Genomic DNA, 22,687 nt, shown 5'->3' on the forward strand with positions numbered 1-22,687 from the left:
ATGATCACCGGAACACCGAAACCGACAGAAGAAATACTGGAAATGGTGGAGCCCTACGACCGGATTGTGGTCGCCGGTTGTTTTGGTTGTGTCACCGTCTGCAGGGTTGGTGGGCAAAAGGAAGTTCAGGTACTCTCATCTACACTTCGACTGGCCCGTGAGGCTGACGGCAAGAATCTGGAAATAAAAGAAGTCTGCCTGGAACGGCAGTGCGATCCTGAATACCTTGAACTGATGCGCCCTTATGTCGAAGATTACGATGCGGTGCTTTCTATCGCCTGCGGCGCCGGTATCCAGTTCCTGGCCGAAACCTATGACAAGACCCCCATCCTGCCAGGTATTAACACCGGCTTTCTCGGCGTTACCGAACGGCAGGGTGAGTGGGCAGAGCGTTGCCAGGGATGTGGTGACTGCGTACTGCACCTGACCGGGGGAATCTGTCCGGTGAGCCGCTGTGCCAAGTCACTCTTTCACGGCCCCTGCGGCGGTTCAGTAAAAGGAAAATGTGAAGTAGCACAAGATGTTCCCTGCGGCTGGCAACTGATCGTCGACCGACTCAAATCACTTGACCAGATGGACAATTACGGCAAATTAAAACCCTATAAAGGATGGTCAACATCCAGGGACGGCGGCCCGCGCCGCATAATCAGGGAGGACATGGTCTGATGAAATCAGGAAGCAATCTGGAAAAAGTTCTGGAAGCAGGTCATTTTGCGGTAACGGCTGAATGTGGTCCACCGCGCGGCGCAGATCCTGATATCGTCAGGGAGAAGGCGGCTTTTGTGAAGGGCAATGTTGACGCGTGCAATATTACTGACAACCAGACCTCGGTTGTACGAATGAGCTCGTTAGCCGGGTGCCTGCTGGTGAAGGAATCGGGGACAGAACCGCTCATCCAGATGGTGGTAAGGGACCGCAACAGGATCGCCCTGCAATCGGACCTTCTCGGAGCTTCTGCAATGGGTGTAAGAAACCTCCTCTGTCTTTCCGGCGATCACCAGAAATTCGGGGATGACCCGCAGGCGAAAAATGTATTTGATATCGACTCAATGCAACTGATTCACATGGTCAAGGTTATGAGGGATGAAGGTCTCTTCCCATCAGGTGAAAAGCTGCAGGGAGCGCCTAAATTCTATATCGGTTGTGCGGTTAATCCGTTTGCCGACCCCTATGAAATACGTGTCCCCCGGTTTAAACTCAAGGCGGATGCTGGTGCCGATTTTGTGCAGACTCAGTGCATCTACAATATGGATAAATTCAAGCAATATATGGAAGATGCCAAAAAGGAAGGGCTGCACGAGCGAGTAAAAATCCTGGCAGGAGTCACCCCGCTCAAGTCCGCCGGTATGGCCAAGTTCATGAAAAAGTTTGTGGCAGGCATGGATATCCCTGACGATGTCATTAAACGTATCGCCGATGAGCCCAAAGAAAAACAGGCTGCAAAAGGTATTGAGATGTGCATTGAACAGATCCATGAACTCAAAGAGATGGAAGGCATAGCCGGAGCCCATGTCATGGCCATCGAATGGGAAGAAAAACTCGAAGAAATTATCGGTGGAGCCGGGCTACTGCCCAGACCGCAAGTCGACTGACCCAACCATGTATCTAAATGCCAATACTGACACGTAGCACAATAAACGAGAAACCAATTTAGGATGCTCAAAGAGGCAAAAACACATTAACACGATGTGATAACCAGGAGGAATAACATGGAAGAGAAAAAGAACATTCTGCTTGTAGACGATGATCCTGATTTTGTTGAAGCTGTCAGGGTTATTGTTGAGAATGGCGGCTACAACGTTCGTGTCGCTTACGATGGGCAGGAGGGTCTTGATGCCGTCGCCGAAGAGAAACCTGACCTGATCGTTCTTGACGTCATGATGCCGAATATGGACGGCCATGCAGCCTGCGCAAAATTAAAGACCGATCCGGCAACCAGGGAAATCCCGATTATTTTATTGACGGCAGTCGCCGACAGGGTGACGACCAGTAAATATTCCCACCGGGATATGCTGGAGAGTGAGGCAGAGGATTATATGCCCAAACCGGTCGATCCTCAGGAATTACTGGGACTTATCAAAAGCTGGCTGAAATAAGAGATAGTTGCCCCGAGACTCCTCCTTTCTCGCAGTTTCGACTGCGTGAAAGGGGAACCACTGTAGCCATGATTTTTTAACGTGAGAGAACTATGAAAGACATTCGTGTACTCATAATTGATGATGAGGAAGTAATTCGTGAGGGTGTCCAAAGAGCTCTTAGAGGTCGTGGTTATAATGTAGCCAAAGCTGAGAACGGCGAAAAAGGTATCGAGATGCTTCAGGAGGATGACTACAAAATCGTTCTCCTCGATCTTATGATGCCGGGTATAGACGGATTCGGAGTACTGGAATGGATAAAGGAAAACCGTCCCGCCATCGAGGTGGTTGTCATCACCGGTTTTGCCACAGTTTCTAAAGCTGTCTCCGCAATGAAACAGGGGGCATTCGACTTTGTAGGCAAACCGTTTACACCTGATTATATTCGTATAGTAGTAGGACGGGCAACAGAACGTATTCAGCTAGAAGAAGAGGCCAAGCGCTTACGTGAAGAACACTCCTTAAGCCTGACCGCCATCGAGAACGAGCAAAGCCGGTTAAAAACGGTATTCGGCTGTATGGTTGAAGCAGTTGTCATCACCGACAAGCAAAGCATCGTTGTTCATCATAATCCCGCGGCCATAAAAATACTCGAGATCCAGACGGACCCATTTATCGGCAAGCTCTTCTCACATTCGATACTCGATGACTCCGCCTCATCCATGGTTCAACAGGCCATGGAGAAATCAGTTGTTGTCACCCGTGATTTTCCACCAGGAGCCATCTCACGCAAATACCTGCGCGCTCATTGTGCTCCTGTTACAGCAGAGAACGGGAAGGTGATCGGTTCTGTAACTGTTTTTGAGGATATCAGCACCCATAAGGAAATTGACAGAATGAAGTCTGATTTCGTGGCCATGGTTGCCCACGAACTCAAGTCTCCCCTCGCCTCCATCGAGCAGATGATCTATGCACTCCAGGTGGGTTGTAAATACGAAGCAGAACAGGCCTGCAACAAAATGCATACACGAATGACGATCCGCACCAAGGACCTGTTACAGATGATAGACAACCTCCTGAACCTCTCGAAGATGGAAAGCGGCACGGTTGAATTTCAACTTGAACCGGTCAGGGGGCATGAGATCCTTGATACCATCCTGGATATCATAAGCCACCAGACAGAGAGCAGGCAAATAGAACTCAGCTACGAACCATGTGAGGAGGACTGGATCTTTAACGTCGATTACGACCACATACGAACCGCCTTCATGAATATCATTTCCAATGCCGTTAAATACACCCCCGATGGCGGTAAGGTTACTATTTCCACCAACGTAAAAGGAGGTTTTGTTAACCTTGTTGTCAAGGACTCCGGGATCGGCATCAGTCAGGATGATCTCCCACACATTTTCGATCGATTTTTCAGGGTGAAGGGAAAAGCCACTCGTCACATAACCGGTTCCGGTCTCGGTCTTTCCCTGGTTAAGGAAGTTGTCGAGGCCCATCAGGGATATATCGATGTGCAATCTGAACTGGAAAAAGGAACAACATTCACCTTGAGTTTCCCAATACTCATGAATACGACCGATTCCCCTGAAGCATTGGATAGTGCGGCTGTGAAAACGTAACGTCTCTCATCTTTTGCCATCCGGGCAGGAAACAGTTTTACACTCCTGGTGCATAAACCTGATCAGTGCACAGAAGATTGAGACAATCAACAGGCCGCGTACAGGGCATTTCAGCTTACTGGAATACCCTCCTTGCTCCACCCTCTCAAAAGGTAATAGTCTTGCAGCATATATTCCATTTCGTCTTCCGGTAAAGAGCCGCCCTCCGGGAGGACCTCTTTATACAGGCGTTTCGGCAATCTATCCTGCTCCACCGTCAAGCCTTCACCGATATTGAACATACGTGTCATATGCAGGATATGCCGGGCAATTTCCTGCAACCCCTCCTTGGTAATGGGCTGGCCCGTAACCAACCTGAGCGATTCAACGAGTTCTTCCCAACTGTAGAGGTCTCTGTAGAAGCGACAAAGGGTCAGGGTGTCAAAGATATTCAAACGGTCTTCATAATCTATCAGCATCACGGCCTTTTCGTTTACCCGCTCCGGGGGTATCAGCCCTGACAATTCAGGCTTATAAAAAGTAGTCCGCAGATGACATGCCCCCCGAGGTGATGTTCCAAAGGTCAACCCCATCCCCTTCAACTTGCGTGGATCATATCCGGCAGGTTCCAGCCCTTTTACATGGACGGCAAGATCTTCCAGCTCCCATTCCTTTGCGGCGGAGAGGATTCCATCAGCCAACACCTCACCGATTCCTTCACGATCGTTAATCATTTGCAGCAACTGAGCAATCTGGTCGGCGTTACCATACTCAATATCATACTCTATACGGCCCTGTGATACGGCTTCAATGACCAGGCCACAAAGGTTCCCGGCAGTAATCGTATCCATGCCCAACCGGTCGCAGATGTCATTGAGCCAGGCAACCTCGCCCATATCCTCCACCATGCAAAGGCCGCCGAAGGAATAGATTGTTTCATATTCCGGCCCTTCGAGTTTCAGCCCTTTATGTCTTCCTTTTTTCAGGGTGGCCATTCGGCCACAGGCCATAAAGCATTTCGCACATGCATGGGGCTTGACATCGTGTTCAGCATGAAACTTTTCCCCACTGATGTCCTCCCAATGCTCACAAGACCCCTGAGACCAGTATTTCGCCGGAAATGCTCCTACTGTATTCATCAGGGATACCATCATGGTGGTGCCCATCTTTTTATAGGCCTTAACCCCGGGGTGTTCACGATTGTCTGAGGCAAACTTTTTAGCATAGTTTGCAACACCCTCCATATCAGCGTACTCCCTTTTCCGGTCACCCTGGAACACCACTGCTTTTACCAGCTTCGAACCAAGTACAGCCCCTACGCCTGTCCTGCCTGCGCAACGCCATTTATCGTTGGCAATAATTGCATATTTTACAAGATTTTCCCCGGCAGGCCCTATGGCGATAGCACCACGCTTACTAAAGGTGGCAGTATCGCATGCGAATCGGCTCATCGCTTCTGCCTCTGCGGTAAAGGTATCCATACCCCAAAGTGCAGAGCCATCCTTAAACTCAACACCTTCGGGGGTAATTACCGGTACCACCGGCTTCTCGGATTTACCGGTAAAAATGATGGCGTCAAAACCGGTTGCATCGATTGCTTCGGGCACTCTCCCGCCCGAATAAGATTCACTGTAATAGCCGGTCAAGGGAGATTTAGTGTACACACCGTAGCGACTGCCACCCCAGAGTCGTCCACCGCAAAAGGGCCCGGTGGCAACAATAAGGTTATTCTCCTGGGCAAAAGGATCAACTCCTGCCGGGTTACGCTCCAGGAGAAGATGAGTGGCAAGACCTTTACCACCCAGACATTTCTCCAGTACATCATCGCTAACAGTTTCAATTACATATTCCTGAGTTGTTAATTGAATCGTCAAAATGCGATTATAGAATCCGTACATCTTCATCTCCCAATAAATTGACTGACACGACTTACTTGCTGATAGCCGCCAAACCACCTTCTACAATAGCCAAACCTTTCTCGAGTTGTGCATCAGTTATCACAAGTGGCATGAGAAACCTTATGATATTCCCATAGGTTCCGCAACTGAGAATAAGCAGCCCGCGGTCAAAACAATATTTCACAAGGGCCTTGGTTTCGTCTGCAGCCGGTGTTTTTTTCGTCCTGTCTTTTACGAGTTCAAGAGCAATCATCGGCCCCAGGCCACGTACATCTCCGATAATATCGAACGATTCCTGAAAAGTCTTAAACCTGCGGCCTAAGGTTTCTCCGAGCTCAACGGATCTTTGCAGGAGGTTTTCGCTTTCAATTATATCAAAAACTGCCAAGGCAGCTTCACAGCATAACGGGTTGCCGCCATAGGTCCCTCCTATTCCTGAAGGATGGACAGAGTCCATGATCTCTTTTTTACCGATAACTGCACTTAATGGCATCCCGGCGGCAAGACTTTTGGCACTGGTTGTGATGTCCGGTTCAACACCATAATATTCCATTGCGAACATATGACCTGTACGTCCTATTCCGGTCTGAATCTCATCAGCAATAAAGAGGACATCATATTTCTCGCATATCGATTTCAGCCGCTGGAAATAATCTTTTGGTGGTGCAATAAATCCCCCCTCCCCCTGTACCGGCTCAACGATGATGGCTGCAGTCTGCTCGGGGGCAACAACGTTAGTGAAGACATGCTCCAGATGATTTGCACATTCGAGATCACAACCCGGATATTCCTGATTGAACTGACACCGGTAGCAATTTGCAAAAGGCATTTTATACACTTCAGGTGCAAAGGGCCCTAACGCATATTTATATGGTTTTATCTTGGAGGTCAGGGACATGCCCAACAGGGTTCGACCGTGAAAACCACTGTCAAAAGAAATTATTGCAGGTTTTTTTGTATAATATCTTGCGATTTTAACTGCATTTTCAACAGCCTCAGCACCACTATTCGCGAACATCGCTGCCTTGGGAGAGTCACCTGGCACGGCATCACAGAGTTTCTCTGCCAATTTTACTGCCGATTCATATGGTGAAACCATAAAACATGTATGGGTGAATTTTGCGGCTTGGTCCTGGATCGCCTTAACGACTTTAGGATGAGAGTGGCCGACGTTCATTACCGCAATACCACCACCGAAATCGATAATTTCCCTCCCTTCGATATCCTCTATTATTGCGCCGCTGGCTTTTGCTACATAGGAAGTAGTGCCGCTGATATTGCCTTTGGCAATGACTTTCTCTCGTCGATCATGGAGATCGCTGTTACTCGTTGCTGAACTCATGGTATCCCCTTAATTAGTTCGTTTTCATATGTTGTTGTTATAATGTTTGTATACCCACTGGCAGCTGTATATCCCTTATCCAAGAACCTTATTGGGTAGGCCCCATAAGGCGATCTGCGGAAACAGCATACAGAGGATGAGGACGGTCAGATTCACCATGACAAATGGAACAACTGACCTGTAAATCGTTGCTATCCCCACCCCTGGTGGTGCAATCCCCTTCAGGTAGAAAAGGGCAAATCCATAGGGTGGTGTCTGCACTGCGATAAGGATGTTTAAAATCATCAGAACCCCGACCCAGACCGGGTCGTAGCCAAGTGATACCGTTATTGGTGTGATGAGTGGTGCACACATCAGCACGATGATAACACATATCGGAGGCAGGTCAAGGTTGAGTGCGAAGTCGGAAACTATCGACTGAACACCCATCAGCAGATGAAAATTACTGAACACAGAGGCTCCGAAAATGATCCACATCGCGACACTGACGAGCGTCGCGGTCTGCAACCCTACGTTCAGGAACATTTCGGTTTTAAAGTGTTTGAAAAGTATAGAGAGAACAATTGCACCAACAACTCCTATGGTCCCTCCCTGATTCAGTAGGAGTTGCAATACCTGTGATAATGGAACCAAGAACTGCAACAATAAGCATCATCGCCAGGGCACCATCACGGGTGACCCCAAGTTTCTCTATCCATGGACGTTGCCTATTCTCTGAATCGGCGGCCGAGATTGGGGCTTTCTTAGGATTAAATTTGCAGCTTATCACGACATACGTAATCAACAGGGTAACAGTCAGCAGTGCAGGCATCATTGCTCCGATAAACATTTTACCGATAGAGTTATGGGTTGCTGCAGCAAACATAATCATTGGAATGGAAGGAGGGATCAGGATTCCCAGCGCCCCCCCCCCGCCATTATCACCCCTAGAGCCAACTGTTCATTATAACCGCGATCAAGCATCGGGCGTAAGGCGATACTGCCGGAAGTCATGATACCTGCGCCAATAATACCGACCATGGCCCCAATCATTGAGCAGACAACAATGACGCTTATCGCAATAGAGCCTCGAACCTTCCCGATAACCATCTGGCTCGCATCGAACATGGCGTCCCCAATACCTGATTTGGTAAAGAACTGACCCATATAAATGTACAATGGGATAGCCAACAGAATAAAACAAAAATAGGTCGATTCTATTGTAGTAGGGATTACGTTAAACACAGCATCTCCCCAGGTGAAATATCCTACCATCATGGCAATGCCGCCTAAGGCCAGACCAACCGGAGCCCCTAGTGCGAAAATGATCAAAATACAGACGAGCAGCATCCCAGTCAGCGCTTCAATTCCCATCTCTCCCCTCTTTGACCCTGTAGCTCATCTCGGCTTTTTATTTGCGAATTAATTCCTTACCGGTTTTCAGGTAATAGAGATTTGAAATGATATCTTTGCCAAACTGGAGAATAAAAAGAGTGCAGGCAAACATCGCCATTATCCAGAAGTGGTGCATATATGGTGCCCACTCGCTTTGTCTGCGAATACCGAATTTCAACGCATCCTGAAGCTTGTCAAAGCATAAGAAAAGAATGAGGACTAAAAAAAAGAGGTTCTTCGACGAAATGTGCGAAATTAATTATACGTTATCGTTCCGCCTGATTAGAGTATCAGGAAACCTTCTTACTAAACAATTCCAGTGACATGTTTGATTATTTATGTACAATCATTGTAAGTGAAATTATGACACAATAATAACATAAAAATATTAACCTGTTATGTACAACATACTTGCGTTTGGCTTCCCAGATCTTCATGAAGAGCTCCAACAAACCTTCGATGCCTCGACATGCCGGGTAATTACTATTAATACCACCACGGATTTCTATTCTATAGCTTTCTCCAGGGTTTTTGATTGCTGGATAATTGATGCATCTCATAAAGATTTAAATGAATTAACAATTGATGAGCTGGTCAATTCACATGTTGTTCCATTTCAATTTGTTATGGCTGAAGATGGTGAAGAAGCGGCATCTTCCTGGCCGGGGAAAAGTGACGTTTTAAATAGAAAAGATATCAAAAACTGCTATTCAGCATTTTTGAAAATGATGCACAACAAAAAGGAGCAAAACAAAGAGAGGTATCTAGCCGGATATCTGAACCAGCAACCGGGGCTGGAAACAATTGTTACGAAGAGTCCAATAATGGACAAACTGGTTGATCTTGTGAAAGATGTTGCACCAATAGAATCACCTGTATTCCTTGTTGGAGAGACAGGTACCGGAAAGGAGTTATTAGCCAATATCTTCCATAATGAATCACGCAGACGCACGGGTCCTTTCATGGCCGTAAATTGCGGTGCTCTCCCCGATACACTTCTTGAGTCAGAACTTTTCGGATATGAAAAAGGTGCCTTCACCGGGGCAGAAAGTCGGCAAATCGGGAAAATTGAAAACGCTGCCGGCGGAACCCTTTTTCTTGATGAAGTAGAAGCCATGTCACCGGCAATGCAGATTCGACTTCTTCGTGTACTTCAAGAGCGAACCTTGCATCGACTTGGCAGCAGTACTGATATCTACACTGACTTTAGAGTTATTGCCGCTACCAATACGGATCCAACGGAACTGATCAACGCCGGTACACTACGGTCAGATCTCTATTATCGACTCGCCGTCTTTCAAGTACACATCCCACCTCTTAGAGACAGGGTTGAAGATATTCCCATTCTTGTACAGCACTTTGTTAATCGAAAAAAAAGAAATGGAAGAGAATATGTAAAAGGATTAGACGGTCAAGCCATGAACCTATTGCTTTCAGCCCCATGGTTCGGAAACGTTAGAGAGTTGCAAAACGTCATTGAGCGCGCGGTAATGTTGGCTGTGAGTCCTACAATCACTTCAGACCTGATACAAATCCTGGGTATCCCTGTCGCAGATACATCTGTGGATGTCGCAAATCTGACTGACATCGCCTTTCGCCCAGGTACTACTTTGAAGTCTTACAAGAACTTATTGTCCCAATCTGCAGAGAGGAAATATCTGGTCGAACTGCTTGAATATGTTAATGGCAGGATTGGAGAGGCAGCCCAACTTGCCGGATTAACACCGAGGGCATTATATAATAAAATGAAAATACATGGGTTAAAGAAGGAAGACTTCAAGAAATCGGAAAATTGAACGCAATTCGGAAAACTGTAGCATATGCATGGAATAACAGCAACATAACCACATGCATATATCTACACATTTAGTTTTTCGGAACATTGACATCACTCATCAAGTATCTCTGCGGCATCTCTCTCTTGCATGCATTAAACGTAATTCCAGCACCTTACATTCAAATTCAAAGTTGGCATAGTCTTTGATAGGCTAGCTTTAAGGATATTCCCTTAACAAATAATAACCGAGTGGAGGTTGGGATGGGAAAATTTAATAAACACCAGAGTGACAGAGACCGTTTCGGCAAATGCCAGATATGCCTGGGGTACATTCCGATAGAATATTATTTCGGAATAGGTGATGAGATCAACTGTTACGAGTGCGGAACTGTTTATATCATCGAATCCAAAAACCCTGTGAAACTAACAATGGCAGATGATCATTATGGCGACGATGACTACTTTGGGGAATTGCTATTTGATGATAATTAAAAATATGTTTTCTTAATAATCAAGGTGGTTAAAGACCACCCACACAAAATTGCCACAAAAAGGCCGGGTACAATTCGTAACCCGGCCTTTTTTATCATATCCTATATGATAGGATAAGGTGTAAGAAAGATTACATCTGCATTTCAAAACAGAAAATCCATTTTATTTATGTATTCTCAGTTACCAGGATAGATTAAAATGATCCTCATTATAGACAACCAATCAAGTTTCATTAAAAAATTTAAGCGGCAATACCTTGCAGAGCAGGACTTTGATTATGTGGTTTTTGACCATAATCAGCCAATAACTCTTTCTGCAAAATCGGAGGTGAGTGGAATTATTCTTTCAGGTGGCAGAGGCAACCCATATGAACCATTAAACCTCACTACAAACTTTGTCGCCCTCATGAATTTTGATGTGCCGACAATAGGGTTCTGCCTGGGCCATGAAATCATTGCTGCGGCATATCGTGGACGTATCAAAAAACTCGAAAAGTATCACCAGAAAAAAGAGATTATCCGCATCACCCAGGATGACAAGATTTTTGAGGGACTGGCCACAAAAGAGGTCTCCCTTGTGAAAAAACATTCATACCATGTCTCTGAAATTTCGCCGGATTTTATTTCCCTGGCAGAGTCAGACACAACCCCGAATGAAATAATCCGACATAAGGAAAAACCAATATACGGTTTTCAATCCCACCCTGAGGTCTCTGGCCCTCAAGGCCTTATAATGGTTGAAAATTTTCTAAATATGTGCGGAGTAGTTGGTTAACTATGGTTCTGGAGATAACACATTGAAAGTTGCGATTATTTACAACAAAGACCTCAGCGGTGTTCTCAATAAATTCGGAATGCAGAACAAAGAGTTTTATTCCGAGAAAAATGTCAAGAAGGTTTCCCGTTGCCTGGAGCAAGCCGGACACAATACAACCATCATAGACGGCAACATGTACGTTATAGAGCGACTGCAGAATTTTATGCCACGAACTATTGACGGAGAACAGATGGGCATGGTTTTCAATATGGCATACGGTATTCAAGGTGAAAGCCGATACACTCATCTGCCTTCAATGCTCGAGATGCTGGGCATACCATACGTTGGCTCGACGCCCTCAGGTCATGCTCTTGCTCTTGACAAGGTAATGACCAAGGTGGTTTGGCAGAATAAAGGGCTCCCCACACCCGATTTTTGGGTTTTCAGTTCTCCCCATGAGGATTTCTCCGACGTCAGGTTCCCTGTAATTGTAAAACCCAAGATGGAAAGTGTCTCCTTTGGCTTAAAAGTCGTTTATGACGAAGATGCGTTACGAGAATCCATTCATTTTATCATCACGGAATTTAAACAACAGGCACTCGTAGAACAGTTTATACCCGGTAGAGAATTTGCCGTGGGTTTACTCGGTAATTCACCTGTAGAAGCATTTCCAGTTCTTGAGTTTGATCTTGAAGGCGATCCGGACGCCATCCAGACGGAAGAGGATAAGAAGAAAAAACCCAGGCAGAAAATTTGTCCAGCCGATATACCACATGATTTTGCAGACAAACTCACAGACTTCAGCCGTCGTGCATTCCAGGCTCTGGAACTTCGGGATTTTGCACGTGTAGATATTCGAGTAGACGCCAACAATAATATCTACCTTCTTGAGATCAATTCAATGGCGAGTCTTGGGCAGACAGGCTCCTATGTTGCAGCTGCCAAGGTTGCAGGTTACGATTATTGCGTTTTAGTAAATAAAATGCTCGACGTGGCAGCGGTACGCTACTTTTCTGAAACTCACCTCTCCTCCCTGCCAAGTGAAAAGAACAGGACATTACCCACCTCAAACCGCCTTCGCACCTTCTTACGAGGCCGCCAGCAAAACACTGAGGCGATGCTTGAGAAGTTTGTGAATATAGATACCCACCTGCGTAATATAGAAGGCGTAAACAGTTGTACAGATCTAATAAAGACACATCTCACCCAACTCAACTTCACAAACGAGATATACCCGCAATTTGAGGTTGGGAACCTTATGTTTTTGACAAATACCATGGAAGATGAGCTCGACTACCTACTGCTCATGCCTGTTGATGATTCCGTAAAAATGTCCCGTCATGAGAGCTACCAGGCTACTGAGCATAGACTCTACGGTACGGGTATATGGGAAAACAAAGGTGGTGTTGTTACATGCCTCTCCGCCCTGCAGGCTCTTCGTTTTGCCAAACTGTTAAAAAAAATCAAGATTGGGATCTTTGTAATTACCGACTCATCGGTTTCAGGCAAGTTTTCTAAAACTCTCATATCCCAAAAAGCTTTAAAAGCGAAGCACGTAGTCAGCCTTCATGGCGGCAACACGGAAGGGAGTGTGATAACCTCCCGGTCTGGCTCGGCATCCTACAACTATAGCTTGAAGCTCATAGACTCAAGCTGCTCTGAGAATGTTGCTATTGCCTCTTCACACTTCTTTAAGGCTATAGCCTCTGTACTTGATATCGGAAAGAACGATGAAGAGAACGTTATTGCGCCTTACAGTACGGACTTTCAATCAAACATATTCAAGATGTCGGCATACGGTTCAGCCAAAATCAGTGTCAGGTTTAACGCCATTGAGGATTTCGAAAAAATTGATCAGCGCATACGCAAAATTACAACGTTACCTCGAAAACTCTCAAAAGTTCTACAGAGTCAACTTGACGGCGGGGTAACTCGTCAACCTTTACCTGCAACTCCTCAGAATAATGAATTGTTCAGGCGTCTTTGCAAAATTGCTAAAAGTGTAGATAGCTCTATTACCGAAGAGCACCGATGGAGTTCGGCAGATATCTGCAACATTCCCATGGCTATAGGCAAAGTAGATGGGCTCGGCCCCATGGGAGGTTTTGATAAGCAGAAGTCTGAATTCATTCTAAGACAAAGTATTATAGACAGGGCATTATTGTTAGCATTACTGTTAAAAGGGAATTAAACAGTTGGGGAAAAATTTCATTTTATACTCTTTCTCGGATATTGCTATTCTCTAACGATACTTTACAGTGCGTCCCTTTTGATCAAATATGCTGAATATTATCTCAAACTGCTGGGCCTTGTTCCTTGGTATTGGCCTGCTCATGCTAAGTAACGGTCTGCAAGCAACACTTCTTGGAGTTCGTGCGTCAATTGAAGATTTTGGAAAAACTATTACCGGTCTGGTCATGTCCGGTTACTTCATTGGTCTTATTGCCGGCTGCAATATAGTGCCCAAGCTGGTCGGCAGAGTTGGTCATGTCCGCACTTTTGGTGCCTTGGCATCACTTGCATCTACCTCAATCCTTGTACAGGCAATTTTTGTTAGCCCGCTGGTCTGGTGGTCGATGCGGTTTGTTACCGGTTTTGCCTATGCAGGAATATATATCGTTTCAGAAAGCTGGATTAACGCTGCTTCGGAAAATGGCACGCGAGGCAAATTATTAAGCATATATATGCTGGTTTCTCTTGGGGGGATGGCGGGTGGCCAGATGCTACTCAACATTGCCAACCCTTCCAGTTATGAGTTGTTTGTACTTGTTTCCTTTCTCATCAGCCTGGCTGTGATCCCGATACTTTTATCAACCGCCAGGGCGCCGCAATTCGAGGTAATGGAAAATGTCAGTGTTTTAAACCTTTACCGGGTTTCTCCTCTCGGTGTGTTTGGTATGTTCGTGGCCGGAATGTCGATAGGTGCATTTTTTGGAATGGGAGCTGTTTACGCAACCGAAATTGGTTTGTCAGTTAGAGATGTGTCCCTTTTTATGGGTACGCTGATTCTCGGTGGTTTTTTATTTCAATACCCACTGGGCTGGTTGTCAGACCGCCTTGGCCCGATACAGGTGATTATTATGAGTTGTACCGCTGGAGCGTTTTTTTCATTTATTGCGATGCAATTCACTAGTCAGAATATATTTTTCTATGGCCTGGTGGCCACTGTTGGTGGCTTGGCTATGCCGTTATATTCTCTCTGTTGCGTACATACTAACGATTACCTCACACCAACCCAAATGGTTGCTGCCAGCGGTACGCTTGTGTTGCTCAGTGCAATAGGGGCTGCAATTGGGGCTCCTTTAACCGCCTTTGCCATGGATATTGTTGGTCCACAGGCGTTTTATGGAAGTATCGGCATCATGTTAAGCTCTGTTGCTTGTTTTGCTGTCTGGCGGTCAACTCAACGAGTGGATATCGGTATAGAGGAACAGGGTGATTTTGTTGTAATGGCAACAACAAGCCCATTTACTGCAGCCTTGAACCCTGACGTTGAGCTGGTGGACATAGAGGCAGCGGCAGAAGAAAATGCTGACGACATTCAGTCCAGTTTTGTCGAACTGGTAAATGATCTTGAAAATGCTGGCACGTCAAGCCACGATCAGTAATCAGATTCAAGCCACAGTTCTCAACCTGGCGCTGAACTTCTTGATTGCTTATTCCTTTTCGTTTCGATAGCATTTATGTATATACACTGCTCATGGACATCATGTAGTGATGCTCCGATACAGGAGGATTTTTCTTATAATTCCCCATGACCTTCCTCGTTCACCGAACATATCCGAAAGACAATTGCCATGGACAAAATGCTAACATCTACTGATGATGGAAAATTGACTGTGGATTCTGAGACATTCAGAAGGATGTTCAGGGGGCACAGTGCCGTGATGTATATCGTTGACTTGTCGACATTTGCTATCATCGACGCAAATCAAGCTGCCCTTGATTTTTACGGTTATGATTACGCCACCATGTTAACCAAACGTATTCCGGATCTCAATATCACACCAGAGCTGGAAATCCGGGCAGAAATTGAGCGCGCATTGGAGGAGGATCGGTCCTATTACGTTTATAAACACCAATTGGCCAATGGCGAATTACGCGATGTTGAGGTGTACGCAAATCCAATATCGATCCGCGGTAAGGAATACTCATTTTCAGTCGTTCATGACATCACTAACAAGAAAAATGCTGAGGAAGCTCTACAAAATTCCCAGGAGCGGTTCAAGGCGTTGTCGGATGCCACTTTCGAGGCTATCTTTATATCCGGGCAAGGTATTTGCATTGACCAAAATGAAACAGCAGAACGGATGTTTGGTTATTCACGTGATGAAGCAATCGGCAGACACGGGACGGATTGGATCGCACCCGGTGATCGGGAAAGGGTTAAATCAAATATTCTCTCTGGATATGAAAAGCCCTATGAGGTAAACGCACTCCGCAAGGATGGTTCCACATTCCCAGCTGAGATCCAGGCCCGTATGACGTCTTTAAAGGGGGTAGATGTTCGCATAACTGCATTGCGGGATATCAGTGAGAGCAAGCGAGCAGAGGAGGCCTTAAAGGAGAACGAAGATAAGTATCGAACATTGTTCGAAATGGAATCAGACGCACTGGCTGTGATTGAAATCAATACGGGTAAAATGCTGGAGGTTAATAAATCTTTCCTCGAGCTCTATGGGTATAGTCGTGAAGAAGTCCTGCGGATGAGAAATACAGATTTTTCTGCCGAACCAAATGAGACACGCAAAGCCACCCAAACTCGCGATACATATATTCCGGTCCGGTATCATAAAAAGAAAGATGGGACTGTATTCCCAACAGAAATTTCAGCCAGCCTTTTTAACTATAAGGGCCGGGATGTTCACATTGCTGCAATCCGTGACATCACCGAACGTCAACGCCTGGAAGCTCAAATCCAACGCTCTCAAAAAATGGAATCCCTGGGTCTTTTGGCTGGTGGTGTTGCCCATGACCTCAATAATATCTTATCCGGCATCGTCAGCTACCCTGAATTAATTCTAATGGATTTGCCCAGTGACAGCAATCTCCGCAAGCCAATCGAAACAATGCAGGAAGCAGGAAATCGTGCAGCAGCAATTGTCGAAGACTTGTTAACAATTGCCCGAGGGGTGGCAATCAGCAAAGAGATCCTGAATATCAACGGGCTGGTAAACGACTATCTTAAATCGCCGGAGTTTCATAAGCTAATCCAGTTTCATCCGTCCGTCACGGTCCACACTGATCTTGATGCCAACCTGCTCAACATCAAAGGCTCTCACTCCCATATTCGTAAGGTGATAATGAATTTGGTTTCAAATGCTTCAGAAGCCATCCAAAGCAGCGGCACAGTCTCCCTGTCGACACGGAACATCTATATAGATAAACCTTTAAAGGGCTATGAAGACGTTAACATTGATGAATACGCCGTTTTAAGCGTAACCGATGACGGCGCAGGGATTCCTGCCAATGAGATTGAAAGAATATTCGAACCATTTTATACCAAGAAGACAATGGGGCGAAGCGGGACTGGATTGGGTTTGGCAGTAGTATGGAATGTGATCCAGGATCATGAAGGCTATATCGATGTTAGAAGTGACGATAACTGCACCACGTTTCGGTTGTTTTTTCCAATCTCCAGAGAAGAAGTCAGTGAGAAAACCTCATCGATACCGATTACATCCTATATTGGACATGGGGAGACCATCCTGGTCATCGATGATGTCACCAGCCAAAGGGAGATTGCGTGCAATTTTTTAAAAAAATTAGGCTATGTCACCAAGGAGGTTGCCAGTGGTGAAGAGGCGATAGAATATGTAAAGAAGCACCCCGTTGACCTGTTGTTACTCGATATGATAATGGAGCCTGGTATAAGCGGACTCGAGACATATAACCAAATATTACGAATCAGCCCTGACCAGAAGGCCGTCATCGTCAGTGGTTTTTCAGAAACAGACTCTGTCAAAGAGGCTCAACGATTGGGCGCAGGAGAATTTGTGAAGAAGCCCTATACATTTGAAAAGATCGGCTTGGCCATCCAGAGAGAGTTAAGACGTAAAAATAATGCCCCAATCTGACATGTTGCTTTTCGGAGTTTCAAACCGGATCATGCAATTATTACAAGGTTATCGTGAAAAAGATATACACTCCTCATTATGGGAACAGGGTTTATCATCACACGAATATGTTTGATATGTTTTGTCATTATTGACACTTAATATCTTTCATACCCATTGTCATATATTGAGGTTGTTTCCTTTGTGCCCGATGAATGAATACGATTCAGGTATAATCCGAGAACATCTCCAAATTTTTTTACATAATTTTTTCTTGTTCGCGAGAGATAGTCACCTGTAAGGGAAAGGCTTACAATAAAACAGGTAAGTACTACAGTTGTCTAAACTGGTGAACGATAGTAAATTTAAAAGGATAAATGCAATATTCGCTGGAAGCTGTACGATAATCATGTCAACAACTATTGGCGCGCACATAGTGCAATTAAACGTCAGGACATCAATCAATGAGACAGGTACTTGGTAGTTTTAAGGTAATTGACCAAAACAGGATCACCATGCAAGTAACCCTAAGTCAAGAAAGTCACATTGATGTTAATGGCGTAGTAGTTAGCCATAAAAAAGTTTTCAATATTGATGACGAAACAGGTGAAGAATTAATTCCTACCAGAGATCCTAACATTCTCCTCAGGCAAGATGGGTCTCAACTCAAAAAGATAGGCCCTGTCAATACAGGTACTTTACCGAATGTCCCAAATTCTCATGTCAGATACAAGTAAAGTAAACCATCACTACTTCCCCATTATTTTAAGGCGCTTCCAGATATTCAGCCCCGGCCATTACTGCAAATGATGATCAGCACGTTCTTCCCTGTTAAAGTGCCGACAGAGCACTATGATGGTATATATTTTTCTATGACACCTTTAACCTGGCCAGCAGGAAGCGGCTCAGAGAAAAGATACCCCTGTACACAATCACATTGAAGCCCTTCTAATATGCTAAACTGTTCTTCAGTTTCCACTCCTTCCGCTACCAGTCCTAGTTTCAAGGTATGAGCAAGTGCAATAATTGTTCTTACTATTTCCTTTGACTCTTCCCGGGCGCCCAACTCTCGAATGAAAGAACGATCAATTTTGAGATCATTGATGGGAAAACGCTGCAGGGAGGAAAGCGAGGAGTAGCCGGTACCAAAATCATCAATAGCCAGCTTTATCCCAAGTGTCTGCAGACCACCCAATAGTTCAACAGTTTTGTGCCCTCCTTCCATTATGGCACTTTCGGTGATTTCCAATTTGAGAAGACAGGGCTCGAGCCCTGTTTCTACTAGGATTCCCTGCACAAACTGAATCAGATCCTTTTGCAAAAATTGTTTCGCAGAAAGGTTAACGCTCATCTTAATACCACCGGCTTTCGGGAGTGTTGCCTGCCACTCTTGCATCTGCCTGCATGCCTCCTGCAGGACCCACTCCCCCAGGCTGAGAATAAGGCCTGTTTCCTCAGCGATAGGAATAAAAGTGTCAGGGGAAACGATTCCAAGTCTGGGATGGTTCCACCTGACGAGGGCTTCAAGCCCTACCAGTGACCTGCTGTTTATATCGATTATTGGCTGATAATAGAGGAGCAGTTCATTAGAATTGATTCCGTCACGTAGCTCATTCTCCAGCTGGAGTGCCTGGGAAGCTAGTTCATGAAGTGTACGGTTAAAGACCTGAAGCCTCGCCTTACCAAGCTCTTTGGCCCTATACATGGCAATATCTGCATCTCTTAAAATCGCTTCTGTGGTTAGATAGCTACTAGTGTTAAGAACAATTCCTATGCTTGCGCTGACATGTACATCAGTATTGCCAATGAGAAAAGGTCGCTGGGCTTCCCGCTGCAGCCGATTTGCGACCTCGATAACTTTTGATGATTTACCAAAATCTTCCAAGAGGACAGCAAACTCATCCCCTCCTAGACGTGCAATCGTATCTCCATTCCGGACGCAGGACAGGAAACGTTTTGCAACACGCTGCAAAAGTTCATCGCCAGTGAGGTGTCCAAAGCTGTCATTAACCCACTTAAACCTGTCCAGATCCATGAGCATCACTGCGTAATTGTAATCACTTTTCCGTTTTCTCCTTTCAAGGGCTCGTTCTACCCGCTCAAAAAAAAGAATACGGTTTGGAATCTTGGTCAAACCATCATAAAACGCCTGCTTGAAGAGTTGGTTTTCAAACTCTTTTCGTTCCGTAATGTCCTCATAAATATAGAAAAAGCCCTCAAGGGATTCATCAACCTTGATAGAAAAGCTCAAGATGGAAACTGGAATCATCTTGCCATTACTCGTTTTTCTCACTGTCTCCTTTTTAACCAGCTCACCACTCCGCACAGCTTTTTCTATGATGAAAAATTCATCATGGTAATCTTTGGGAACTATGAATTCAGCCAGAGAGCACCCTTTGAGTTGGTTTTCTGAATACCCAAAAAGTTTCTCAAACCCTTGGTTCAAGCTGACCACCCGCTGCCTCGAATCAAGGGCAACAATTGCCTGGGCCGTACCTTCAAAAAGTTGATGAAAATAGGCTTTTTGCTTGTTGAGTCCATCCTGCGCCTGACGCAATTCAGACAGGTCCATAACAGTCGCAACTGTATGATCGGAGCCTGCAATACGAGAGACATTAATATATACAGGCTTGGTATTGCCGTACCTGTCCATCACCTTGCCGTCATAAGCAGAAGGAGTCTGATCCGGATCGGATCTGCGCTTGGTGTGATACTGAAGAAGACGTTCTTTCTCACTTGCAGGAAGCAGCTCCAAAAAACTCATGCTGCTCTTTTCCATCACCTCCCTGGTATACCCGAAAAGCTCCTCGGCCTCCCTGTTCGCCATTGCCAGTGTTGTATCAGAGTTTATCATCAGTGTTGCAACTCCGATATTCTCGAACAGTTCGCGGTATCGAAGCTCAGACTGTTTGAGAGATTGTTCCCGCTCCTTGAGTTCTGTAATATCCCTGAAGGTACCAATGTAAAAACTGTTATCCCCCTGGCCCGCCGCTGTAATTACAGCCTGCATAGGAAAAAGAGTGCCGCACTTCCTCTTGCCTACGGTTTCAATTGTTTTACCCCGCCACAGGGAAGGTTTTATGCTGACAAAATCTGAACTCTCAAAGAGGTCATTGAGGTGAGGAAATTCCAGCAACAGGCCGTCATTCAAGCCAAACATCACCCTGCCACTTGGATTGATATTTATTATCTCAAGGCTATCCCTGACAAAGGTAACTATTGCATCCTTAGCCAGGGACACTACCGCATCTGTGTGCGACAGTGCTGCCTCAAGGGAATCCATTACCTGATTATGCCTGGCTGCGATCATTCCTACTTCGGTAAAAGGTTCGACAGGCATCCTTATTGAAATATCTCTTGTCTGCGCCTGATCATCCATGGCACGACATAAGTCCACAAGTTCCGTGGTAGCGCCGTGTTCAGAATAGTTGAGCCCATTATGTTCATCTTCCTTTGATACGCGCAAAGGAAAGATTTTGTTAATTCTACCAATCAAAAAAAGTGGTATTACGAAGGCCAGAACAAACGCTGTGACAATCCCCAGCAACTGAACTGATAACTGATCCCAGAATCCAAGGCCGGTGCCGATGAGCTCGGGTTCCCCGAAAATTGCCACTGCTATCGTTCCCCAGATCCCACAGCCCAGATGAACGGGAACGGCACCCACTGCATCGTCGATTTTCAGTCGAATAAGCGTTATTTCCACTACAAAACAAATAAGCCCCCCCATGCCTCCAATAAATACGGCACTTATCGATCCGACGCAATGGCAGCAGGCAGTAATGGCAACCAGCCCCCCCAACGATCCATTGATAAGAAAGGTCACTCTGGGGACCTTGGTGAAAATATACCCTACAAGAAGATTGCTCAGCGCACCGGCAGCCCCGGCAAGTATAGTGAAGACGATGATTCTGGGAACATTCTCATCCATGAGCAGAGTTGATCCACCGTTAAAACCGATCCAACCTATCCAAAGAAGACAAGTGCCAAGAACTGAAAGAGGCAGATTGCTACCATTGAATCCGAAAAATGAATTTTCCTCGCTGAACCTGTTCGTTCTGGGACCAATTATGATAAGAGTAGCAAGGGCAACCCAACCGCCAACACTGTGCACAACGGTAGACCCTGCAAAGTCAACAAATCCAGCTTTTCCAAGCCAGCCAGTGAGAGAGCCGCTATCTAACCCGTTCCAGGCCCAGTGACCAAAGATTGGATACACAAGAGTTGAAAGAAGTACGACTATCACAAGATATGAAGAAAATTTCATCCGTTCGGCCACAGCACCGGAAAATATGGTAGTTGCCGTCCCACAAAACATTGCCTGGAAAAAAAAGAAGGTTGCCGATGTTTCACCATTTTCAAAGTTGATAAGGAACTGCGAAGTACCAAGAACGCCTGCATGGGAGAGGCCGAACATCACTCCGTACCCAAAACACCAAAACGTCAGGACAGAAACAATGAAATCGGTGAGGTTCTTTACTGCAACATTTATGGAGTTTTTAGACCTGGTAAGACCCGACTCTAAACACATGAAACCCGGCTGCATAAGGAAAACGAGAGTCGCAGCAATAACCACCCATAAAGAATTCAACATCGATAAATCATTCATTTTATAACCAGATCATTTTAGGTTCATACCAATCCGATACACAGAATCTACATACACGTTCATCCGCAACACAGGTGTGGAACAATAATGCAAGCAAAATGCCACGATGTCACAATTTTGAATTTTCCCACACAGGGGTAGCGAACTATGAAACGTGATAAACAAAATTGAAGGATGCAACTCTCTATTATTCTACTTTTCTCTTGCCCAAAGAGGAGAATATTGACATGAGAATTTATGACTTTGATTGTAATGGATGTGACGTCAGCCTGTGTCAAACATTTCAATTATGTAACACTAGAGAAATGATCCTTACATTTCCGTGCTTCTCTTAATACAATAAAGAGCGTTCCAGGAACTATCCAACAAGGCTGAGCGTACATATGGCAAACTCAAAAGTTCAGATTGAATTTTACTTATTAGTTTTTATCAAAAAACGAAGCATTTTGTTCAAGCCCAAGGCAGGTATTGAATCCAACCGTAGACATATCGTTGATATTTCGGAGTCTCGTTCCTCACTTTCCTGAGGATAAAGATCAGAGCATAACGAAGATATTGACCCAAAGGGCAGTTTCAGGATGAGAACTAAGTATAATACAGACCTATAAACAGATGACTTCCAATCGGGACTTCATATTTGTCTTTCGCCTGAATACATGGCAAGAAGCGTTGAAATGCAACCATATATTCACAAGGAGAAA

At 45.4% G+C, this 22,687-nt stretch carries 15 protein-coding genes and 1 pseudogene; 11 read left to right on the forward strand and 5 right to left on the reverse strand.

The features are described 5' to 3' along the window. The 4 genes from GA520_RS11785 to GA520_RS11800 all read left to right on the forward strand — a co-directional run bounded on the left by GA520_RS11785 (nt 1) and on the right by GA520_RS11800 (nt 3,703). A complete protein-coding gene (locus tag GA520_RS11785; RefSeq protein ID WP_163339895.1) occupies nt 1-666 on the forward strand; it encodes a methylenetetrahydrofolate reductase C-terminal domain-containing protein in 666 nt (221 codons plus the stop codon). Next, nucleotides 666-1,592, forward strand: a complete 927-nt coding sequence (locus tag GA520_RS11790; protein WP_163339894.1) for a methylenetetrahydrofolate reductase — start codon at nt 666-668, stop codon at nt 1,590-1,592. The genes GA520_RS11785 and GA520_RS11790 overlap by 1 nt, the downstream gene beginning before the upstream one ends. 117 nt (nt 1,593-1,709) lie before the next feature. Then, nucleotides 1,710-2,096, forward strand: coding sequence for a PleD family two-component system response regulator (locus tag GA520_RS11795; RefSeq protein ID WP_163339893.1), 387 nt, complete (start codon nt 1,710-1,712; stop codon nt 2,094-2,096). A gap of 92 nt (nt 2,097-2,188) precedes the next feature. Beyond that, nucleotides 2,189-3,703, forward strand: coding sequence for an ATP-binding protein (locus tag GA520_RS11800; protein ID WP_163339892.1), 1,515 nt, complete (start codon nt 2,189-2,191; stop codon nt 3,701-3,703). A 110-nt stretch (nt 3,704-3,813) separates the two neighbouring features. Here the strand turns inward: GA520_RS11800 and GA520_RS11805 are convergent, their stop codons facing one another. From GA520_RS11805 to GA520_RS11825, 4 genes and pseudogenes are all read right to left on the reverse strand, one after another. Continuing rightward, on the reverse strand, nt 3,814-5,580 hold the full coding sequence (locus tag GA520_RS11805; RefSeq protein ID WP_163339891.1) for an aldehyde ferredoxin oxidoreductase family protein: 1,767 nt from the start codon (nt 5,578-5,580) through the stop codon (nt 3,814-3,816). Nucleotides 5,581-5,611: 31 nt separating this feature from the next. Further along, complete coding sequence (gene gabT / locus GA520_RS11810; protein WP_163339890.1) at nt 5,612-6,922, reverse strand: 4-aminobutyrate--2-oxoglutarate transaminase; 1,311 nt, start codon at nt 6,920-6,922, stop codon at nt 5,612-5,614. A 75-nt stretch (nt 6,923-6,997) separates the two neighbouring features. Further along, nucleotides 6,998-8,275, reverse strand: a pseudogene (locus tag GA520_RS27155) (TRAP transporter large permease subunit). A gap of 37 nt (nt 8,276-8,312) precedes the next feature. After that, on the reverse strand, nt 8,313-8,474 hold the full coding sequence (locus GA520_RS11825) for a hypothetical protein (RefSeq protein ID WP_163339889.1): 162 nt from the start codon (nt 8,472-8,474) through the stop codon (nt 8,313-8,315). A 220-nt stretch (nt 8,475-8,694) separates the two neighbouring features. Between GA520_RS11825 and GA520_RS11830 the strand changes: the two genes are divergently transcribed. From GA520_RS11830 to GA520_RS11860, 7 genes are all read left to right on the forward strand, one after another. Beyond that, nucleotides 8,695-10,092, forward strand: coding sequence for a sigma-54-dependent Fis family transcriptional regulator (locus GA520_RS11830; RefSeq protein ID WP_163339888.1), 1,398 nt, complete (start codon nt 8,695-8,697; stop codon nt 10,090-10,092). A gap of 242 nt (nt 10,093-10,334) precedes the next feature. Continuing rightward, a complete protein-coding gene (locus GA520_RS11835) occupies nt 10,335-10,565 on the forward strand; it encodes a hypothetical protein (RefSeq protein WP_163339887.1) in 231 nt (76 codons plus the stop codon). A gap of 198 nt (nt 10,566-10,763) precedes the next feature. Further along, on the forward strand, nt 10,764-11,339 hold the full coding sequence (locus GA520_RS11840) for a gamma-glutamyl-gamma-aminobutyrate hydrolase family protein (protein WP_163339886.1): 576 nt from the start codon (nt 10,764-10,766) through the stop codon (nt 11,337-11,339). A 22-nt stretch (nt 11,340-11,361) separates the two neighbouring features. Beyond that, the gene (locus tag GA520_RS11845; RefSeq protein ID WP_163339885.1) at nt 11,362-13,512 is read left to right on the forward strand and encodes an ATP-grasp domain-containing protein; all 2,151 of its coding nucleotides are present in this window, start codon (nt 11,362-11,364) and stop codon (nt 13,510-13,512) included. A gap of 88 nt (nt 13,513-13,600) precedes the next feature. Further along, nucleotides 13,601-14,929 (forward strand): MFS transporter, encoded by a 1,329-nt coding sequence (locus GA520_RS11850; RefSeq protein WP_163339884.1) that lies wholly within the window; start codon nt 13,601-13,603, stop codon nt 14,927-14,929. A gap of 189 nt (nt 14,930-15,118) precedes the next feature. Continuing rightward, complete coding sequence (locus GA520_RS11855; RefSeq protein WP_163339883.1) at nt 15,119-17,398, forward strand: PAS domain-containing sensor histidine kinase; 2,280 nt, start codon at nt 15,119-15,121, stop codon at nt 17,396-17,398. 443 nt (nt 17,399-17,841) lie between these two features. Further along, a complete protein-coding gene (locus GA520_RS11860) occupies nt 17,842-18,114 on the forward strand; it encodes a hypothetical protein (protein WP_163339882.1) in 273 nt (90 codons plus the stop codon). A 113-nt stretch (nt 18,115-18,227) separates the two neighbouring features. Here GA520_RS11860 and amt read toward each other — a convergent pair whose 3' ends face one another. Further along, complete coding sequence (gene amt, locus GA520_RS11865; RefSeq protein WP_205749370.1) at nt 18,228-21,986, reverse strand: ammonium transporter; 3,759 nt, start codon at nt 21,984-21,986, stop codon at nt 18,228-18,230. Between the last annotated feature and the right edge of the window lie 701 nt (nt 21,987-22,687).

It is taken from the genome of Desulfopila sp. IMCC35008 (assembly GCF_010646885.2).
GTDB lineage: Bacteria > Desulfobacterota > Desulfobulbia > Desulfobulbales > Desulfocapsaceae > Desulfopila.

Excerpts from the sequence above, each read along its gene's own strand:
- GA520_RS11785 (WP_163339895.1), top strand. The coding sequence starts at position 1 with ATGATCACCGGAACACCGAAACCGACAGAAGAAATACTGGAAATGGTG.
- GA520_RS11790 (WP_163339894.1), top strand. The coding sequence starts at position 666 with ATGAAATCAGGAAGCAATCTGGAAAAAGTTCTGGAAGCAGGTCATTTT.
- GA520_RS11795 (WP_163339893.1), top strand. The coding sequence starts at position 1,710 with ATGGAAGAGAAAAAGAACATTCTGCTTGTAGACGATGATCCTGATTTT.
- GA520_RS11800 (WP_163339892.1), top strand. The coding sequence starts at position 2,189 with ATGAAAGACATTCGTGTACTCATAATTGATGATGAGGAAGTAATTCGT.
- GA520_RS11805 (WP_163339891.1), bottom strand. The coding sequence starts at position 5,580 with ATGTACGGATTCTATAATCGCATTTTGACGATTCAATTAACAACTCAG.
- gabT (WP_163339890.1), bottom strand. The coding sequence starts at position 6,922 with ATGAGTTCAGCAACGAGTAACAGCGATCTCCATGATCGACGAGAGAAA.
- GA520_RS11830 (WP_163339888.1), top strand. The coding sequence starts at position 8,695 with ATGTACAACATACTTGCGTTTGGCTTCCCAGATCTTCATGAAGAGCTC.
- GA520_RS11835 (WP_163339887.1), top strand. The coding sequence starts at position 10,335 with ATGGGAAAATTTAATAAACACCAGAGTGACAGAGACCGTTTCGGCAAA.
- GA520_RS11840 (WP_163339886.1), top strand. The coding sequence starts at position 10,764 with ATGATCCTCATTATAGACAACCAATCAAGTTTCATTAAAAAATTTAAG.
- GA520_RS11850 (WP_163339884.1), top strand. The coding sequence starts at position 13,601 with ATGCTGAATATTATCTCAAACTGCTGGGCCTTGTTCCTTGGTATTGGC.
- GA520_RS11855 (WP_163339883.1), top strand. The coding sequence starts at position 15,119 with ATGGACAAAATGCTAACATCTACTGATGATGGAAAATTGACTGTGGAT.
- GA520_RS11860 (WP_163339882.1), top strand. The coding sequence starts at position 17,842 with ATGAGACAGGTACTTGGTAGTTTTAAGGTAATTGACCAAAACAGGATC.
- amt (WP_205749370.1), bottom strand. The coding sequence starts at position 21,986 with ATGAATGATTTATCGATGTTGAATTCTTTATGGGTGGTTATTGCTGCG.